The organism is Methylocaldum sp. GT1TLB, assembly GCF_051027445.1.
Classification (GTDB): domain Bacteria; phylum Pseudomonadota; class Gammaproteobacteria; order Methylococcales; family Methylococcaceae; genus Methylocaldum.
The window spans coordinates 2,053,244-2,067,633 of the sequence record NZ_CP194898.1; the positions used below are offsets into that span (position 1 = coordinate 2,053,244).

Below are 14,390 nucleotides of genomic sequence, written 5' to 3' on the forward strand. Positions count from 1 at the left end.
ATTATATGGAAGCGTGGGAAAACCGAACAACAATGCTATCGGCTCGGATGCCGGAAACGATCGATGCTCGAAGTCCACAAACTCGAATACTCTAGTAACACGAACATGCCCTCTGCCTTGAGCGCCTCTGATGCACAGGAATTGCGCCGCCTGATTCCACTGAATACGCTCTCGGATAGCCGATTCGAGCAGCTCTGCTCACAGATCCGAATCGATGAGGCACCGAAAGGCTCTATTCTCTTTCGACAAGGAGAAACGAAGAACGAGTTCGTGTATCTGTTGAGCGGCACGATATCGCTGCAGGCAGGGGGAGTCGAAATGGATTCGATCAGTGGCGGCACGGATACGGCCCGATTTGCCCTGGCCCACCAGATTCCGCGCAAAGTTTCGGCTGTTGCGAACGATACCGTCAGATACGTCAGGATCAAGCCGGAAATCATAAACCAACAGGAGGAACTCAACCGAGACGTGCCTACGTACAAGGTCAGCGACATTCCGGAGGAACCCACGCGCGACTGGATGACAGCGCTGCTCAAGTCGCCGCTCTTTCAGCGCCTGTCTCCGGCGAACATTCAGGCCATTCTTCGCAGTCTCGAAGAAATTGAAGTCAAAGCGGGCGATGTCATTTGCCGTCAAGGCGACCCCGGCGACTTTTATTACATCATCAAGAAAGGACGCTGCGCCCTAACCCGCAAGCCGTCGCGGCTCGCCAAAGAGATCAAGCTGGCCACGCTAAAAATCAGCGATACCTTCGGCGAGGATTCCCTCATTTCCGGAGACCCGCGCAATGTGACGGTCACTATGGTGACCGACGGCATTTTGCTGAGACTGGACAAAGCCAGTTTTATCAAGCTCCTTAAGGAACCGGTGATATCTCATGTCGACTTCGAAACCGCCCAAAGAATGGCCAGTCGCGATGCGGTATGGCTGGATGTCCGAGCGCCGGATGTCTACGAGCAGGGCCGCTTGCCGGGAAGCCTTAATATTCCGTTCTTTTCACTGCGGGTGATGCTTCCCACCCTGAACCGGCAAGGCAAATACCTTTTGGTTTGCGAAGACGGACGGCTCAGCGAGGCTTCCGCTTTCCTGCTAATTCGGTACGGCTTCGAGGCTCACGTGCTGGCCGGCGGTATCGGCAACGTGCCACGGGATCACTTGGTCGTCGAAGCGACAAAATGGTCTCCCTCCCGCTCGTCGACCGCCCCAACGTACTCGGCATCTCAGCCGGGGCAGTCCGATTTGACAACATTCGAAATGGACACTGACATCGCCCAGGATTCAACTCGACAAGAAGGGCTATTGTCCGGTCTGTATGAGACGGCGGACTACGAAGGCGGCCGAACCGAAGATTCGGAAGAAACCCGAACCACTCTCGATACTGCCCCGCTTGCGGAGCCAGCGTCTCGGGAGAGCGAATCGCTCGGTCCAATTTCTTCAATGGACCATGCACCGACATTGGATGCGCTACTCTCCTCTGAGCGGAAGAAAAGCCGGGATTCGGAAGACCAGTCGGCCGCATTGCAGCGCCGGCTGCGGGAACTCGAAGCAACAATACAAGAAAGTCTTTTACGGGAACGGGATCTCGCCGAGCGTTTGGCGGCATCCGAAAACACGGCCGCAGAAGCGGTTTCTCGAACCCATGCGTTGGAAAAGCAGTTGACCAAAGCCGGCGATATTGTTTCGTCTGTCGCATCCGTCACAGAAAAGTATCAGCAGGCTGAAGAGCGATTGCTAAAGGCCAAGGGAGAGATCGACTCTTTGAAGGCAGAACTCGAAAAGGCTCGCGAACTGGCAAGCGATCGAGAAGCCGCGCTACTATCCTTGCGCGAAAATTATGAGCTCCTCTTGGCGGAACATGCCAAAAATGCCGGAGCTCGAAACAATCCCGAGTTGGACACCGTGCGCCGCCAGCATGGCGACGAACTGATGGCGCTGCAAGCCAGACTGCGTGACATGGAGGAGGAAGGCAACCAGCTCAGAGAGGCACTTCAATCGGCCCGGACCCGGCTGGCCGTTATGGAATCCGCCGCGTCCGCAGCGCAAGCGGGCAATGAGGATCAGAAGAAGAAACTACACTTCGAATTCGCCGTCACATTCCCGGTAACCCTCGTGATAACGTTGTTGCTGACGGCGCTTGTCTTTGGCGGGCTATTCGGCACGGCATCCGGCCGAAAATTCCTCAGCCGCTTGCTGACGCAAACCAGTCAGGCATCCCCCGAGCGTATCCCGCCCAACCCGATGTCCTCCGCGCCGATGCAGGGTTCATAAGCTCTCGCCGATATGGCAGAAAAAGGTTTTCAGATATTCGGTCTCTGGAATCGCGGGATGCACGGGATGATCGGGCGCCTGTCCACCGCGTCCGAAGAAGACCAGATGGCGATCCAAACTTCTCGCCGTCGCCCGCAAAAGATCGTGCAGAGTCTCCCGCTGCAAGTGAAATGAACAGGATGCGGATACCAGTATGCCGCCCGGAGCCAATACCTGGATCGCGCCTTGATTCAGCCGCCGGTACGCTTCTACGCCTTGACCGACATCTTTCTTGCGCTTGATCAGAGCCGGAGGGTCGAGCACGATCACGTCGTAGCGCAGCCGTTCCTCCCTTGCCCGCTTCAAAAATTCGAACACATCGTCCTTGACGAACTGCATTTTCTCCATAACACCATTGAGCCGGCTATTCTCGGCCGCCAAGGCCAAAGCGGCCTCCGAGCCGTCCACGCAGTCGACCCTTCCCGCTCCGGCGAGCGCCGCCTGCACGCCCCACGCCCCGCTGTATGAAAAAAGGTCCAGTACGCGCAGACCGCGTGAAAGCTTCGCCAACACGGCCCGGCTCTCGCGATGATCGAAAAACCAGCCGGTTTTTTGGCCGCCGACCGGATCAACCTGAAATCGTGCGCCGTTTTCTTCGATTTCGATTGCCTCCTCCAGAGCACCTTTGACGATGCGCGTGTAAGTCTCGAGTCCTTCCAAGGCTCTGAGGCTGGACGTGTTTTTCAAGACAATGGCGCTCGGGCCGAACAAAGCCTCGATCGCAGCCGCCAGAGGTTCCTGAAGCTTCTCCATGCCGGCCGTATTCGTCTGAATGACGAACACATCGCCGAAACGATCGACCACCGCCCCGGGGATCCCGTCGCTTTCGCCGTATACCAGCCGGTAAAAAGGCTTGGAAAACACCCGTTCTCGTAATTGCAGGGCGCGCTTCAAGCGCTGTTCAAAGAAGGCCTGATCGATCTCCGCGTGCACGTCCCGAGTCAAAAGACGGGCGCATATCAGCGACGCCGGGTTGACGTAGGCGATGCCCAAGACTTGCCCGCGTGAACTCTCCACGATAGCCAAATCACCCGCCCCGAAAATCTTGAGCGGCGTCGCCGAGATATCCACCTCGTTGCTGAAAATCCACGAATGGCCCCCGCGCAGGCGTCGTTCTTCATTTTTCTTGAGGCGTATCGAAGGTAACTGGCTCATAACTGTCGCTGAAAATAAAAAATAGTTCGCCATTATCTCGCACGATTCCATCCTTTGCAGAATCTAAAAAACCGAGCGCCCGCTTCGGCCGGCGGCCGCGGCGAGCCGGATGGTGTACAATGGCGGTTTTCTCTAAGCAGGCAATTTTGTGGAACAGTTTCACGGCACTACCATCGTGTCCGTCCGCCGCGGCGACAAAGTGGTCATCGGCGGCGACGGCCAGGTGACTATGGGCAACACCGTCATGAAAGGTAATGCCCGCAAGGTCCGCCGGCTCTATCACGGCCGCGTGCTCGCGGGTTTTGCCGGCGCAACCGCCGATGCGTTCACCTTATTCGAGCGCTTCGAAGGCCAATTGGAAAAGCAGCGCGGCAACCTGACCAAAGCGGCGGTCGAATTGGTGAAGGACTGGCGCACCGACCGAATGCTGCGCCGGCTGGAAGCCTTGCTTGCCGTCGCCGATTCGAAAGCATCCTTGATCATTTCCGGCAACGGCGACGTCATCGAACCGGAAAACGGCCTCATCGCGATCGGGTCCGGAGGGCCCTTCGCCCAGGCAGCCGCCCGCGCACTGTTGGAAAATACCGAATTGGGCGCTGTCGACATCGTCGAAAAGTCGCTGCAAATTGCCGCCGATATCTGCATTTATACCAACCGCAATCTGGTTATCGAAGAACTGGACATGCAACGGGAACTGCACGAACACCCATGACGCACATGACTCCCCGAGAAATCGTCCACGAATTGGACAAACACATCGTCGGTCAAGCCGCCGCCAAACGCGCGGTCGCCATAGCCTTGCGCAACCGTTGGCGGCGTATGCAAATCGAACCCGCGCTCCGCGAAGAGATCACGCCCAAGAATATCCTCATGATCGGTCCGACCGGCGTCGGCAAGACCGAAATCGCCCGCCGCCTCGCGCGGCTTGCCAACGCGCCGTTCATCAAGGTGGAAGCGACCAAGTTCACCGAGGTCGGCTACGTCGGACGCGATGTGGAATCCATCGTTCGCGACCTAGTCGATGCCGCGGTAAAAATGACGCGCCAAACCGAGATGGCGAAGGTACGAACCCATGCCGAAGAATCGGCCGAAGAACGGATTTTGAACGCTTTGCTGCCCGGCGGCTCGGGCTGGGGCGGAGAAGGACAGGCCCCGGAATCGGCGACACGCCAGAAATTCCGGCAAAAGCTCCGTAACGGCGAACTCGATGAAAAAGAAATCGAGATCGAAGTCAGCGCCGCACCGATCGGCGTGGAAATCATGGCGCCGCCCGGCATGGAAGAAATGAGCAATCAGCTCCAGAGCCTGTTCCAGAACCTGCACACCGGACGCACGCGCACTCGCAAGTTGCGGGTCAAGGATGCGCTCAAGCTCCTTCGCGAGGAAGAGTCGGCCAAGATGATCAACGAGGAGGACATCAAGTTGCGCGCCGTAGAGTCGGTGGAGCAAAACGGCATCGTATTCATCGACGAGATCGACAAGATCTGCAAGCGCGGCGAGTACGGAGGCCCGGATGTTTCGCGCGAAGGCGTGCAGCGCGACCTGCTGCCCTTGGTGGAAGGTTCCACCGTGAGCACCAAATACGGCATGGTCCGGACCGATCACATCCTGTTCGTCGCCTCCGGCGCATTCCATCTGTCGAAGCCCTCCGACCTCATTCCGGAGCTTCAGGGGCGATTGCCCATTCGGGTGGAGCTGAACGCACTGACCGTGGAGGATTTCATCCGCATCCTGACCGAACCGGCCAGTTCCTTGACCGAACAGTACGCCGCGTTGCTCGCCACCGAAGGCGTCGAACTGGAGTTCACTCAGGACGGCATCGCCCGGATCGCCGAGATTAGCTGGGAAGTGAACGAGCGCACCGAGAATATCGGCGCCCGACGGCTGCACACCGTATTGGAAAGGCTTCTGGAAACGATCTCCTACGAAGCGCCGGATCATGCCGGAAAGTCCGTGGTCATCGACGCCCAGTATGTCGACCGGTATTTGTCCGAGCTGGCCCAGGACGAAGACCTGAGCCGCTATATCCTTTAACCGGCAGTCCCGCCATGGCTGCGCCCCTGCCCACCGAGATCAAGCTCCATCAAAAATCGCGGGTACTCGAAATCGCGTTTGAAGACGGTTCCCGCTTCGAACTGCCCTGCGAATACCTGCGGGTTTATTCGCCGTCCGCCGAGGTTCGTGGCCACGGACCGGGCCAGGAGGTCCTCCAGCTCGGGAAAGAGGATGTCACCATCACGGCGATCCGGCCGGTGGGCAATTACGCCATCGCCCCCAGCTTCAGCGACGGCCACGATAGCGGGATCTACACTTGGGAGATGCTGTACAATCTGGGCGTGCATCAGGCGGAACTCTGGAACGAGTATTTGAAAAAACTGGAGCAAGCGGGATACGAACGTCGAACCGAGGCGCTTCGGAGCCGATAAAGGCGCCGAGAAGGTGATTTAGATCACGTCCCGATCCACGCTGAAGTATAAGATCAACACATATCTCGCCAGGCGATCATCAAGAAACCATCCGGCCACTTACGAATGAACGATCAAAAAACCACCCACTTCGGCTTCCGTGAGGTTCCCGCGAACGAAAAGGCCAGAATGGTCAAGGCCGTATTCGACTCGGTCGCGGGCAAGTACGACGTCATGAACGATCTCATGTCTTTGGGTATTCACCGGATTTGGAAACGGATCGCCCTGCAGCTGAGCCACGTGCGCTCCGGCGAAAAGGTTCTGGATCTTGCAGGCGGCACCGGAGACATGACGTCTCTCTTCCAGAAACGGGTCGGTCCGAACGGCCGTGTCGTTCTTTCCGACATCAATGCCGAGATGTTGAAGCGCGGCCGCGACCGGCTGATCGACGAGGGCGTGGTCGACAACGTCAGCTATGCGCAGATCGACGCCGAAAAGCTGCCGTTCCCGGACAATTATTTCGATTGCGTCTGCATCGCGTTCGGTCTACGCAACGTAACCCACAAGGAGGTCGCGCTTCGCTCGATTCACCGCGTCTTGAAGCCGGGCGGGCGGGCGATCATCCTGGAATTCTCCGAAGCGCAGGGGGATCTGTTCAAAAAGGTCTACGATCTCTACTCGTTCAAGGTCCTGCCGATGCTCGGCAAATTCATTGCCAACGATGCCGAAAGCTACAAATATCTGGCCGAGTCCATCCGGATGCATCCCAACCAGGAAAAGCTCAAGCAGCTGATGCTCGAAGCCGGTTTTGAACGTTGTGAATACTTCAACCTGACCCACGGCGTCGTCGCCGTCCACCGGGGCTATAAGGTCTGACCGTGATGGCTCGTCATCCGGTGTTGGCCGGTATTCTTGCCGAAGCGCTGGAGCGTGCGGTCGCGCACTATTTGAGCCTGGATTCAGGCAACAGAGAACTACTGGCCCCGATCGCGGGCAAAGTCATCGAGCTTCGACTGCATCCGTTCGAGCTGTCGATTTATTTCTGCCCGACCGATTCGGACGTACAAATTCTCGGCGATTTCGGCGGCCGACCGGACGTTACTCTGGCCGGTTCGATTCCGGCCTTTGCCAAGCTCAGGTTCGGCGAACCGGCCAGGCAACTCCTCTCCTCCGGCGACATCGAAATCGACGGCGACATGGACACGGCGCGCCGCTTCCAGGCGCTGTTCGAGAAGCTCGACGTCGACTGGGAGGCCCACCTTGCCCAATATACCGGCCGAGCCTTCGCCTCCGCCTGCTTCGACCTTGTTCGCTCGGGGCTCGGTTGGACCAAAGATTCCCTGAACACCTTAAGACTCGATCTTGCTGAATATTGGCAGGAAGAAAGCCGGGAATTGCCGGCGCAATTCGAGGCTGACGCCTTTTACGCCGAAGTCGACCGGCTTCGCGCCGATTTCGACCGCCTCAAAGCCCGGATAGAGCGGCTTCGGTGCTCGCTGCCGTCTGATTCCTCGTCTTCCGAATCCGCTGCCTAGGAACATCTCGCCCGTGATTCGACCGAAACAGATCCGGCGTTTGCTGCACATTCAACGCGTGCTGGTGCGTCACGGCCTGGACGAATTGGTGCTGGCCACTCACCTGTTTCGGCCGATCCGCTTTGTCGGCACCCTTTCCCCGAACTATTGGCTGGGCGCCAAAGACGAACCGCGCGGCGTTCGGATCCGCCGAACGTTGGAAGACTTGGGTCCCATTTTCGTCAAATTCGGCCAAACCCTGTCCACCCGCCGGGATCTCCTGCCGGACGACATCGCCGAAGAATTGATCAAGCTTCAGGACCGCGTGCCGGCTTTCCCCGGCAGCGATGCCAAAGCCATCGTCGAGCAGGCATTGGGACAGCCGGTCAGCCTGGTTTTCGCCGAATTCGAAGAGACGCCGCTCGCTTCGGCCTCGGTGGCGCAGGTACACGCCGCGCGGCTGCACGACGGTCAGGATGTAGTGGTCAAGGTGCTTAGACCCGGCATCGAAAAGCAGATCCGCTCGGACATCGCCTTGCTGTACGAGTTGGCTCGGCTCGCGCAGCGCTTCTGGAGCGACGCCAAGCGTCTTCGGCCGATCGAGGTCGTCGCCGAATTCGAAAAGACCATTCTGGACGAACTCGATCTGGTCCGTGAAGCGGCCAATGCCGCCGAGATGCGGCGCCGTTTCGAGGATTCCGAGATACTTTACATTCCCAAGGTCTATTGGCCGTACACGCGGCGGCAGGTCTTGGTCATGGAACGCATATCGGGCATTCCGGTCGGCGACGTGGAAACCTTGAAACGCGAAGGCGTCGATTTCAAGCTTCTGGCGGAACGAGGAGTGGAAATCTTCTTCACGCAGGTGCTGCGGGACAGCTTCTTCCATGCCGACATGCACCCCGGCAATATCTTCGTCACGCCGCCCGCTCAGTACATTGCCGTCGACTTCGGCATCGTTGGGAGCATTTCACGGGAAGACAAGCGTTACGTCGCCGAAAATCTTCTGGCCTTTTTCAACCGCGACTACCGCCGTGTCGCGGAGATGCATATCGAATCGGGATGGATTCCCAAAACCACCCGCGTCGAGGAATTCGAGTCCGCCGTACGCGCCGTGAGCGAACCGATCTTCGAAAAACCGTTAAAGGACATCTCCTACGGCCATTTGTTATTGCGGCTGTTCCAGGTGGCCCGCCGCTTCGATATGGAAGTGCAGCCGCAACTGGTGCTGCTCCAAAAAACCCTGCTGAATATCGAAGGACTCGGGCGCGACCTCTATCCGGACCTCGATCTTTGGCAGACCGCCAAACCATTTCTGGAACGTTGGTTCAAGGACGAAATGGGACCCAAAGCCGGCCTGAGAAAAATCCAGTCGCAGCTTCCGGAATGGGCGGAAAGCTGGCCCGAGATGCCCATGCTGATCCATCGGATGCTGGAAAACGCGGCAACCGGAAAGCTGACGGTGACTTTCCAGTCGCGGGAACTCGAACAGATCCATCGGGAAATCACCCAGAACCGGCGGCGCACGCTGACCGGAATCACCGGCGGCGCCCTTGTCATCAGCGCGGCCGTCCTGTCCGGCTCCGCCGCCTCGCTGACCGTCGCCGGAATAGCCGGCGCTTTGGGCGTACTCCTTCTCGTCGGCGCCTGGCTTTAACGAACGATTCAGCATGGCGGCGGGTTTGTCGGCCTACGAGCTCTGCGTCACCGAGTAGGTCCGGAATCCTTCCCAATCGCAAACGGTCGCTTTAGTCGCGACCCTTCCAATCGCAAACGGGCCTTTAATCGGCCCCTTCCAATCGCAAACGGTTGCCTTAGCCGCAACCCTTCCAATCGCAAACGGTCATCCGGGGAAGGGGCTGGCCGGCGCTCCCGGCCAGGCCGTTTGCGATTGGAGCGTCGAACCGATCCTTCCAGGAGCACCGGAGCCGCCCTTCCCGACATTCGCGGGACGGTAAGCGGACGACTGGATTCGATTTCTTTGTTATGATTTCAGCCATTTTCATCGATTTTCACTTATAACGTATAAGAAGGAAGATCTCCATGGCGCGCACAGAAACCCCGGTTTGTGATTTCGGAAAAAAGGCACACAATTTCGCTCTGCCTGGCGTGGATGGGCAAATCTGGACTCTGGAAAAGTGCAAAGGCCCCAACGGCCTTTTGGTGATGTTCATCTGCAACCACTGTCCTTATGTGAAGGCCGTGCAGGACCGCATCGTGCGGGACGTCAAAGAGCTCAAGGAACACGGCATCAACGCCGTGGCCATCATGTCCAACGACCCGGCCGATTATCCCGAAGACTCCTTCGAAAACATGAAAATCGTCGCGGAGCAACTCGGCTATCCCTTTCCGTACCTGTACGACGAAACTCAGGAAGTGGCCAAGGCCTACGGCGCCGTCTGCACCCCGGACTTCTTCGGCTATAACAAGGATCTGGAGTTGCAGTACCGCGGACGGCTGGACGCCAGCCGCAAGGAAACCGCCCCGCCGGACGTCAGGCGCGAGCTGTTCGACGCCATGAAACAAGTTGCGGAGACCGGCAAGGGTCCGAAGAAGCAAATCCCGAGCATGGGCTGCTCGATCAAATGGCGGGAGCAGCCATCGATACCCAAAAAGACCGCTAAGAAGGCCGCTAAGAAGAAGCCCCTCGCTTTCAAGCGAATCACCGATCTCGATCTCGCCGGCAAGCGCGTTCTGATCCGCGCGGATCTGAACGTTCCCGTCAAGAACGGCAAAGTCACCAGCGACACCCGCATCCGCGCCAGTTTGCCCACGATCGAACATTGCTTGAGAGCCGGCGCCAGGGTCATGGTCATGTCCCATCTGGGGCGGCCGACCGAAGGCATATACACCGACGAATTCTCTCTGAAACCCGTGGCCGATCGCATGACCTGGCTGCTCGGACGCAAAGTGCCCCTCGTGAAAGACTGGCTGAACGGCGTCGACATGCACCCGCGGGAGGTCGTTTTATGCGAAAACGTCCGATTCAACAAGGGTGAGAAAAAAGACGACGAAGCGTTGGCCAAGAAAATGGCCGCTCTCTGCGATATCTACGTGATGGACGCCTTCGGCACCGCGCACCGCGCCGAAGCGTCAACCCACGGCGTAGGCCGTTTCGCGACAGAAACCTGTGCCGGCCTCCTGCTCGCTGCCGAGCTCGACGCTCTCGGCAAGGCTCTGGAAAACCCGGAGCGCCCGCTTTTGGCGATCGTCGGCGGCTCCAAGGTTTCCACCAAGCTGACGGTGCTCGACTCCTTGGCCGCCAAAGTGGACCAACTCATCGTCGGCGGCGGCATCGCCAACACGTTCATCGCCGCAGCAGGTCATCCGGTGGGCAAGTCCTTGTATGAAGCCGACCTGATTCCCGAAGCCAAACGCTTGATGGAACAAGCGAAAGCGGAAGGCGCGGAGATTCCGGTACCGACCGATGTGGTTTGCGCGAAAGAATTCTCCGATTCGGCGACAGCCACGATTAAAAAAGTCAGCAAAGTAGCCGAGGACGATTTGATCCTCGATATCGGGCCGGAAACCGCGGCGCGTTATGCGGAAATGATCAAAGCGGCCGGAACCATCGTCTGGAACGGGCCGGTGGGCGTATTCGAGATCGACCAGTTCGGCGAAGGCACCCGCACCGTAGCCATGGCTATTGCGGAAACCAAGGGTTTTTCCATCGCCGGTGGCGGCGATACGCTCGCGGCGATCGAAAAATACGGCATCGGCGATCGGGTATCATATACCTCGACCGGGGGCGGAGCTTTCCTGGAATTCCTGGAGGGCAAGATGCTTCCCGCCGTAGCGATGTTGCAGGAACGGGCAAAATAGTTCTTCGAGTTCACGGCGCGAAGGAGAGCGGCCGAAGCTGTCCTTCGCGCCTTGTTTTTTGGGCGATCTGAACCTTCCAGCCGCGTTGGCGGTCTGGATTAAGAATCCTTCGACCAAAACGCCCGATGGATCGGATTCCGCTTTGAAAAGCGGGTGTTCTGTACAAGAACCTTGCTTTTAGGGTAAAAGGGTTCCATAAACTATTTGTTTTTATTAAATTTTTCATTCAAAACGACTCTAAATCGAGGATACAGCAAACATGGCAAGAGTAACCGTCGAAGACTGTCTGGAACACGTCGACAATCGTTTTCAGTTGGTTTTGCTGGCAACCAAGAGAGCCCGCCAATTGTCCCGCCATCCGGACGATGCCAAGGTGCCGTGGGAAAACGATAAATCGACCGTCGTGGCGCTTCGGGAAATTGCACAGGGCTTGATCACTCGCGAATATCTCACTGCGGCCGCGAAACAGGAGCGGTTCGCCATCGAGCGTCCGCCGGTACCCAATCCGCATGGCGCAGGCATGGGCAACCTTGAAGAGGACGATTTCGAGTAAGGCGAATCGGTACCTCAAACGCCGAAGAGCCGATACAAGAGCGCGGGCTGCCATGAACCAGCTTCTTCCCAAAGAAGTGACCGAACTGCCGAATGAAAAGCTCATTCGCAGGCTGTGCAGCATAGTCTCGGCCTATCTCGACGGAGCGCAGGTCGAGGAAATTTATCGCGCCTATCAGCTTGCCCTTTCCGCGCATGAGGGCCAATTCCGACTGACCGGCGAACCGTATGTGTGCCATCCCCTTTCGGTCGCCATCATCCTCGCCGAGATGCGCATGGACGCAAAAGGCATCATGGCGGCCATTCTGCACGACGTCATCGAAGACACCTCCGTCACCAAGGAGCAACTGCGAGAACAATTCGGAGACGAAGTCGCCGAACTGGTCGACGGCGTCAGCAAGCTGACCCAGCTCGACTGCAAATCGAGGGCCGAGGCGCAGGCCCAGAATGTCCGAAAGATGGTGCTCGCGATGGTCAAGGACCTCCGCGTGATCATGGTCAAACTGGCGGATCGGCTTCACAACATGCGCACCTTAGGGATAATGTCTCCGACGCGGCGCCGGCGCATCGCCCGCGAGACCCTAGACATCTACGCACCCATTGCCAACCGCCTGGGCATGAACGAGATGCGGCTGGAATTGGAAGAACTGGGGTTCTCCGCCATGTATCCGGTACGTTACCGCGTGCTGGAACAGTCGGTAAAGAAAGCTCGCGGCAACCGCAAGGAGGTGGTGGCGATCATCGAGTCGGCCATCACGAAACGACTGCAGGACGCCGGGCTGGTCAACTGCGAAGTAATCGGACGGGAGAAGCATCTTTATAGTCTCTATCAAAAGATGCGAATCAAGCATGTCTCCTTTTCCGGCGTCTACGACGTTTACGCCTTCCGCATCATCGCAGATGAGGTGGACGATTGTTACCGTGCCTTAGGGATAGTTCACAACCTCTATAAGCCGGTGCCTGGCCGCTTCAAGGATTACATCGCCGTGCCCAAGGCCAACGGCTATCAGTCGCTGCACACCGTGCTGGTCGGGCCTTACGGCCAGCCGCTGGAAATTCAGATCCGCACCCGCGCCATGCACCATCTGGCTGAATCCGGCATCGCGGCACACTGGCTGTACAAGAGCGAGCATGAACAGATTTCGACCAGCCAGACCCGTGCCCACGAGTGGCTGAGAGATCTTCTGGAAATCCAGAAGAGCGCCGGCGACTCGATGGAATTCCTGGACAATTTGAAGGTCGACCTGTTTCAGCAGGAAGTTTACGTCTTCACCCCCAAGGGCAAGATCACCAAGCTTCCGCGCGGAGCCACCATCGTCGACTTCGCTTACGCCGTGCACACCGATATCGGCAATACTTGCGTCTCGGCCCGAATCGACCGGGTACTCGCGCCGCTGCAAACCGTTCTCGAGAACGGCCAGACCGTCGAGATCATCACGGCGCCCTGGGCCCGCCCCAATCCGCTGTGGCTCAATTTCGTCGTCACCGCCAAAGCGCGCGCGGCCATTCGCAGCTATCTCAGGAATTTCAAGAAACAGGAGGCGGTCGCCCTCGGAAAACGTTTGCTGGAAAAGGAATTCGATGCCCAAAACATACGTTTCGAGGATATTCCGCGGGAGCGGATCGACGATTTGCTGAAGGCGCTCGAATTGCCGTCTCTCGAAGCCTTGCTGGAAGATATCGGGCTCGGCAACCGTTTGCCTTTCCTGGTCGTCCGCCAAATGGCGCAAGCCGACGCCACGTCGGAGACTACAGCCAACCAGGAAAACCTGCCAGCACTGTCGCCTCTGATCATCAAAGGCACAGAAGGCATGGTGGTCAACCTCGCCAAGTGCTGCCGCCCGATACCGGGCGACCCCATCGTCGGATTCTTCAATCCCGGCAAGGGGATCGTCGTTCACCTCACCGAGTGCAAGAACGTCTCGGAGCTCAGAAAAAAACACATGAACTGGCTGGACGTGGACTGGGACAAACAAGCCAGCGGCGATTTCCCGGCGGTCATCCGTCTGGAACTGATGAACCAGGTCGGTACCCTGGCTAAAGTCGCCTCCACCATCTCCCGCATGCGCGCCAACATCGAAAACGTCCAGATCTCCAATCAGGACAGCCAGATTTCCACCGACATCATTACCTTGATGGTCAAGGACCGCGTCCATCTCGCCTCGGTCATGCGAGAACTGCGAAAATTATCGGTCGTTTTGAAAATTTCCCGCGTAAAGTCCGAACTCAGAAAGAAACAGAACCATGGCAAAACAAATTATTCAGACTGACCAGGCTCCCAAAGCGATCGGCACCTACTCCCAGGCCGTAAAAGTCGGCGACACGGTTTATCTGTCCGGCCAGATTCCGCTGGACCCCGCCACCATGACGCTGGTCGAAGGCGGCATGGACGTGCAGATCCGCCGCGTGTTCGACAACCTCAAGGCCGTGGCCGAGGCGGCCGGAGGCAGCCTTCGGGATGTCGTCAAACTGAATGTCTTCCTGACCGATCTCGCCCATTTTCCGCTGGTGAACGAAATCATGGCCGAATATTTCGCCGAGCCCTATCCTGCCCGCGCCGCCATCGGCGTGGCCTCCCTGCCGCGTGGCGCCGGAGTCGAAATGGACGCGATCATGGTTTTGGCGAAATAGGCGT

Annotated in this window: 13 protein-coding genes and 1 pseudogene; 12 read left to right on the forward strand and 2 right to left on the reverse strand. The window is 58.0% G+C overall.

Translation table 11 applies throughout. The annotated features are described in order from the left end of the window. Positions 1-63: 63 nt before the first annotated feature. The gene (locus ACR2R1_RS08760; protein ID WP_077728856.1) at positions 64-2,268 is read left to right on the forward strand and encodes a cyclic nucleotide-binding domain-containing protein; all 2,205 of its coding nucleotides are present in this window, start codon (positions 64-66) and stop codon (positions 2,266-2,268) included. On the opposite strand, the gene ACR2R1_RS08765 is transcribed toward ACR2R1_RS08760, so the two are convergent. Continuing rightward, complete coding sequence (locus ACR2R1_RS08765; RefSeq protein ID WP_077728855.1) at positions 2,263-3,462, reverse strand: class I SAM-dependent rRNA methyltransferase; 1,200 nt, start codon at positions 3,460-3,462, stop codon at positions 2,263-2,265. The genes ACR2R1_RS08760 and ACR2R1_RS08765 overlap by 6 nt on opposite strands. Continuing rightward, positions 3,425-3,625, reverse strand: coding sequence for a hypothetical protein (locus tag ACR2R1_RS08770; RefSeq protein ID WP_133717771.1), 201 nt, complete (start codon positions 3,623-3,625; stop codon positions 3,425-3,427). Before ACR2R1_RS08770 ends, ACR2R1_RS08765 begins: the two co-directional genes overlap by 38 nt. Between ACR2R1_RS08770 and hslV the strand changes: the two genes are divergently transcribed. The 11 genes and pseudogenes from hslV (at position 3,611) to ACR2R1_RS08825 (ending at position 14,386) form a co-directional block, all read left to right on the forward strand. Then, complete coding sequence (gene hslV / locus ACR2R1_RS08775; RefSeq protein WP_077728854.1) at positions 3,611-4,174, forward strand: ATP-dependent protease subunit HslV; 564 nt, start codon at positions 3,611-3,613, stop codon at positions 4,172-4,174. The genes ACR2R1_RS08770 and hslV overlap by 15 nt on opposite strands. Beyond that, on the forward strand, positions 4,171-5,496 hold the full coding sequence (gene hslU / locus ACR2R1_RS08780) for an ATP-dependent protease ATPase subunit HslU (RefSeq protein WP_077728853.1): 1,326 nt from the start codon (positions 4,171-4,173) through the stop codon (positions 5,494-5,496). Before hslV ends, hslU begins: the two co-directional genes overlap by 4 nt. Positions 5,497-5,510: 14 nt before the next feature. Continuing rightward, positions 5,511-5,888 carry a gamma-butyrobetaine hydroxylase-like domain-containing protein gene (locus ACR2R1_RS08785; RefSeq protein ID WP_077728852.1) on the forward strand — a complete coding sequence of 126 codons (378 nt, stop codon included), beginning with the start codon at positions 5,511-5,513 and terminating at the stop codon, positions 5,886-5,888. Positions 5,889-5,993: 105 nt separating this feature from the next. After that, the gene (ubiE, locus tag ACR2R1_RS08790; RefSeq protein WP_077728851.1) at positions 5,994-6,743 is read left to right on the forward strand and encodes a bifunctional demethylmenaquinone methyltransferase/2-methoxy-6-polyprenyl-1,4-benzoquinol methylase UbiE; all 750 of its coding nucleotides are present in this window, start codon (positions 5,994-5,996) and stop codon (positions 6,741-6,743) included. Between the two features lie 5 nt (positions 6,744-6,748). Further along, positions 6,749-7,402, forward strand: a complete 654-nt coding sequence (locus tag ACR2R1_RS08795) for a ubiquinone biosynthesis accessory factor UbiJ (protein WP_077728850.1) — start codon at positions 6,749-6,751, stop codon at positions 7,400-7,402. Positions 7,403-7,415: 13 nt separating this feature from the next. Further along, positions 7,416-9,038, forward strand: a complete 1,623-nt coding sequence (ubiB, locus tag ACR2R1_RS08800) for a ubiquinone biosynthesis regulatory protein kinase UbiB (protein WP_077728849.1) — start codon at positions 7,416-7,418, stop codon at positions 9,036-9,038. 386 nt (positions 9,039-9,424) lie between these two features. Then, positions 9,425-9,844: pseudogene (locus ACR2R1_RS08805) on the forward strand (thioredoxin family protein); the annotation flags it as partial. A 141-nt stretch (positions 9,845-9,985) separates the two neighbouring features. Beyond that, positions 9,986-11,203 carry a phosphoglycerate kinase gene (locus ACR2R1_RS08810; protein WP_240502418.1) on the forward strand — a complete coding sequence of 406 codons (1,218 nt, stop codon included), beginning with the start codon at positions 9,986-9,988 and terminating at the stop codon, positions 11,201-11,203. A 259-nt stretch (positions 11,204-11,462) separates the two neighbouring features. After that, positions 11,463-11,756 (forward strand): DNA-directed RNA polymerase subunit omega, encoded by a 294-nt coding sequence (rpoZ, locus tag ACR2R1_RS08815; RefSeq protein WP_077728847.1) that lies wholly within the window; start codon positions 11,463-11,465, stop codon positions 11,754-11,756. Between the two features lie 52 nt (positions 11,757-11,808). Then, positions 11,809-14,025, forward strand: a complete 2,217-nt coding sequence (locus tag ACR2R1_RS08820; RefSeq protein WP_077728846.1) for a RelA/SpoT family protein — start codon at positions 11,809-11,811, stop codon at positions 14,023-14,025. Continuing rightward, positions 14,000-14,386: a RidA family protein gene (locus ACR2R1_RS08825; RefSeq protein WP_086134568.1), complete on the forward strand. Its 387-nt coding sequence runs from the start codon at positions 14,000-14,002 to the stop codon at positions 14,384-14,386. The genes ACR2R1_RS08820 and ACR2R1_RS08825 overlap by 26 nt, the downstream gene beginning before the upstream one ends. Positions 14,387-14,390: the final 4 nt, after the last annotated feature.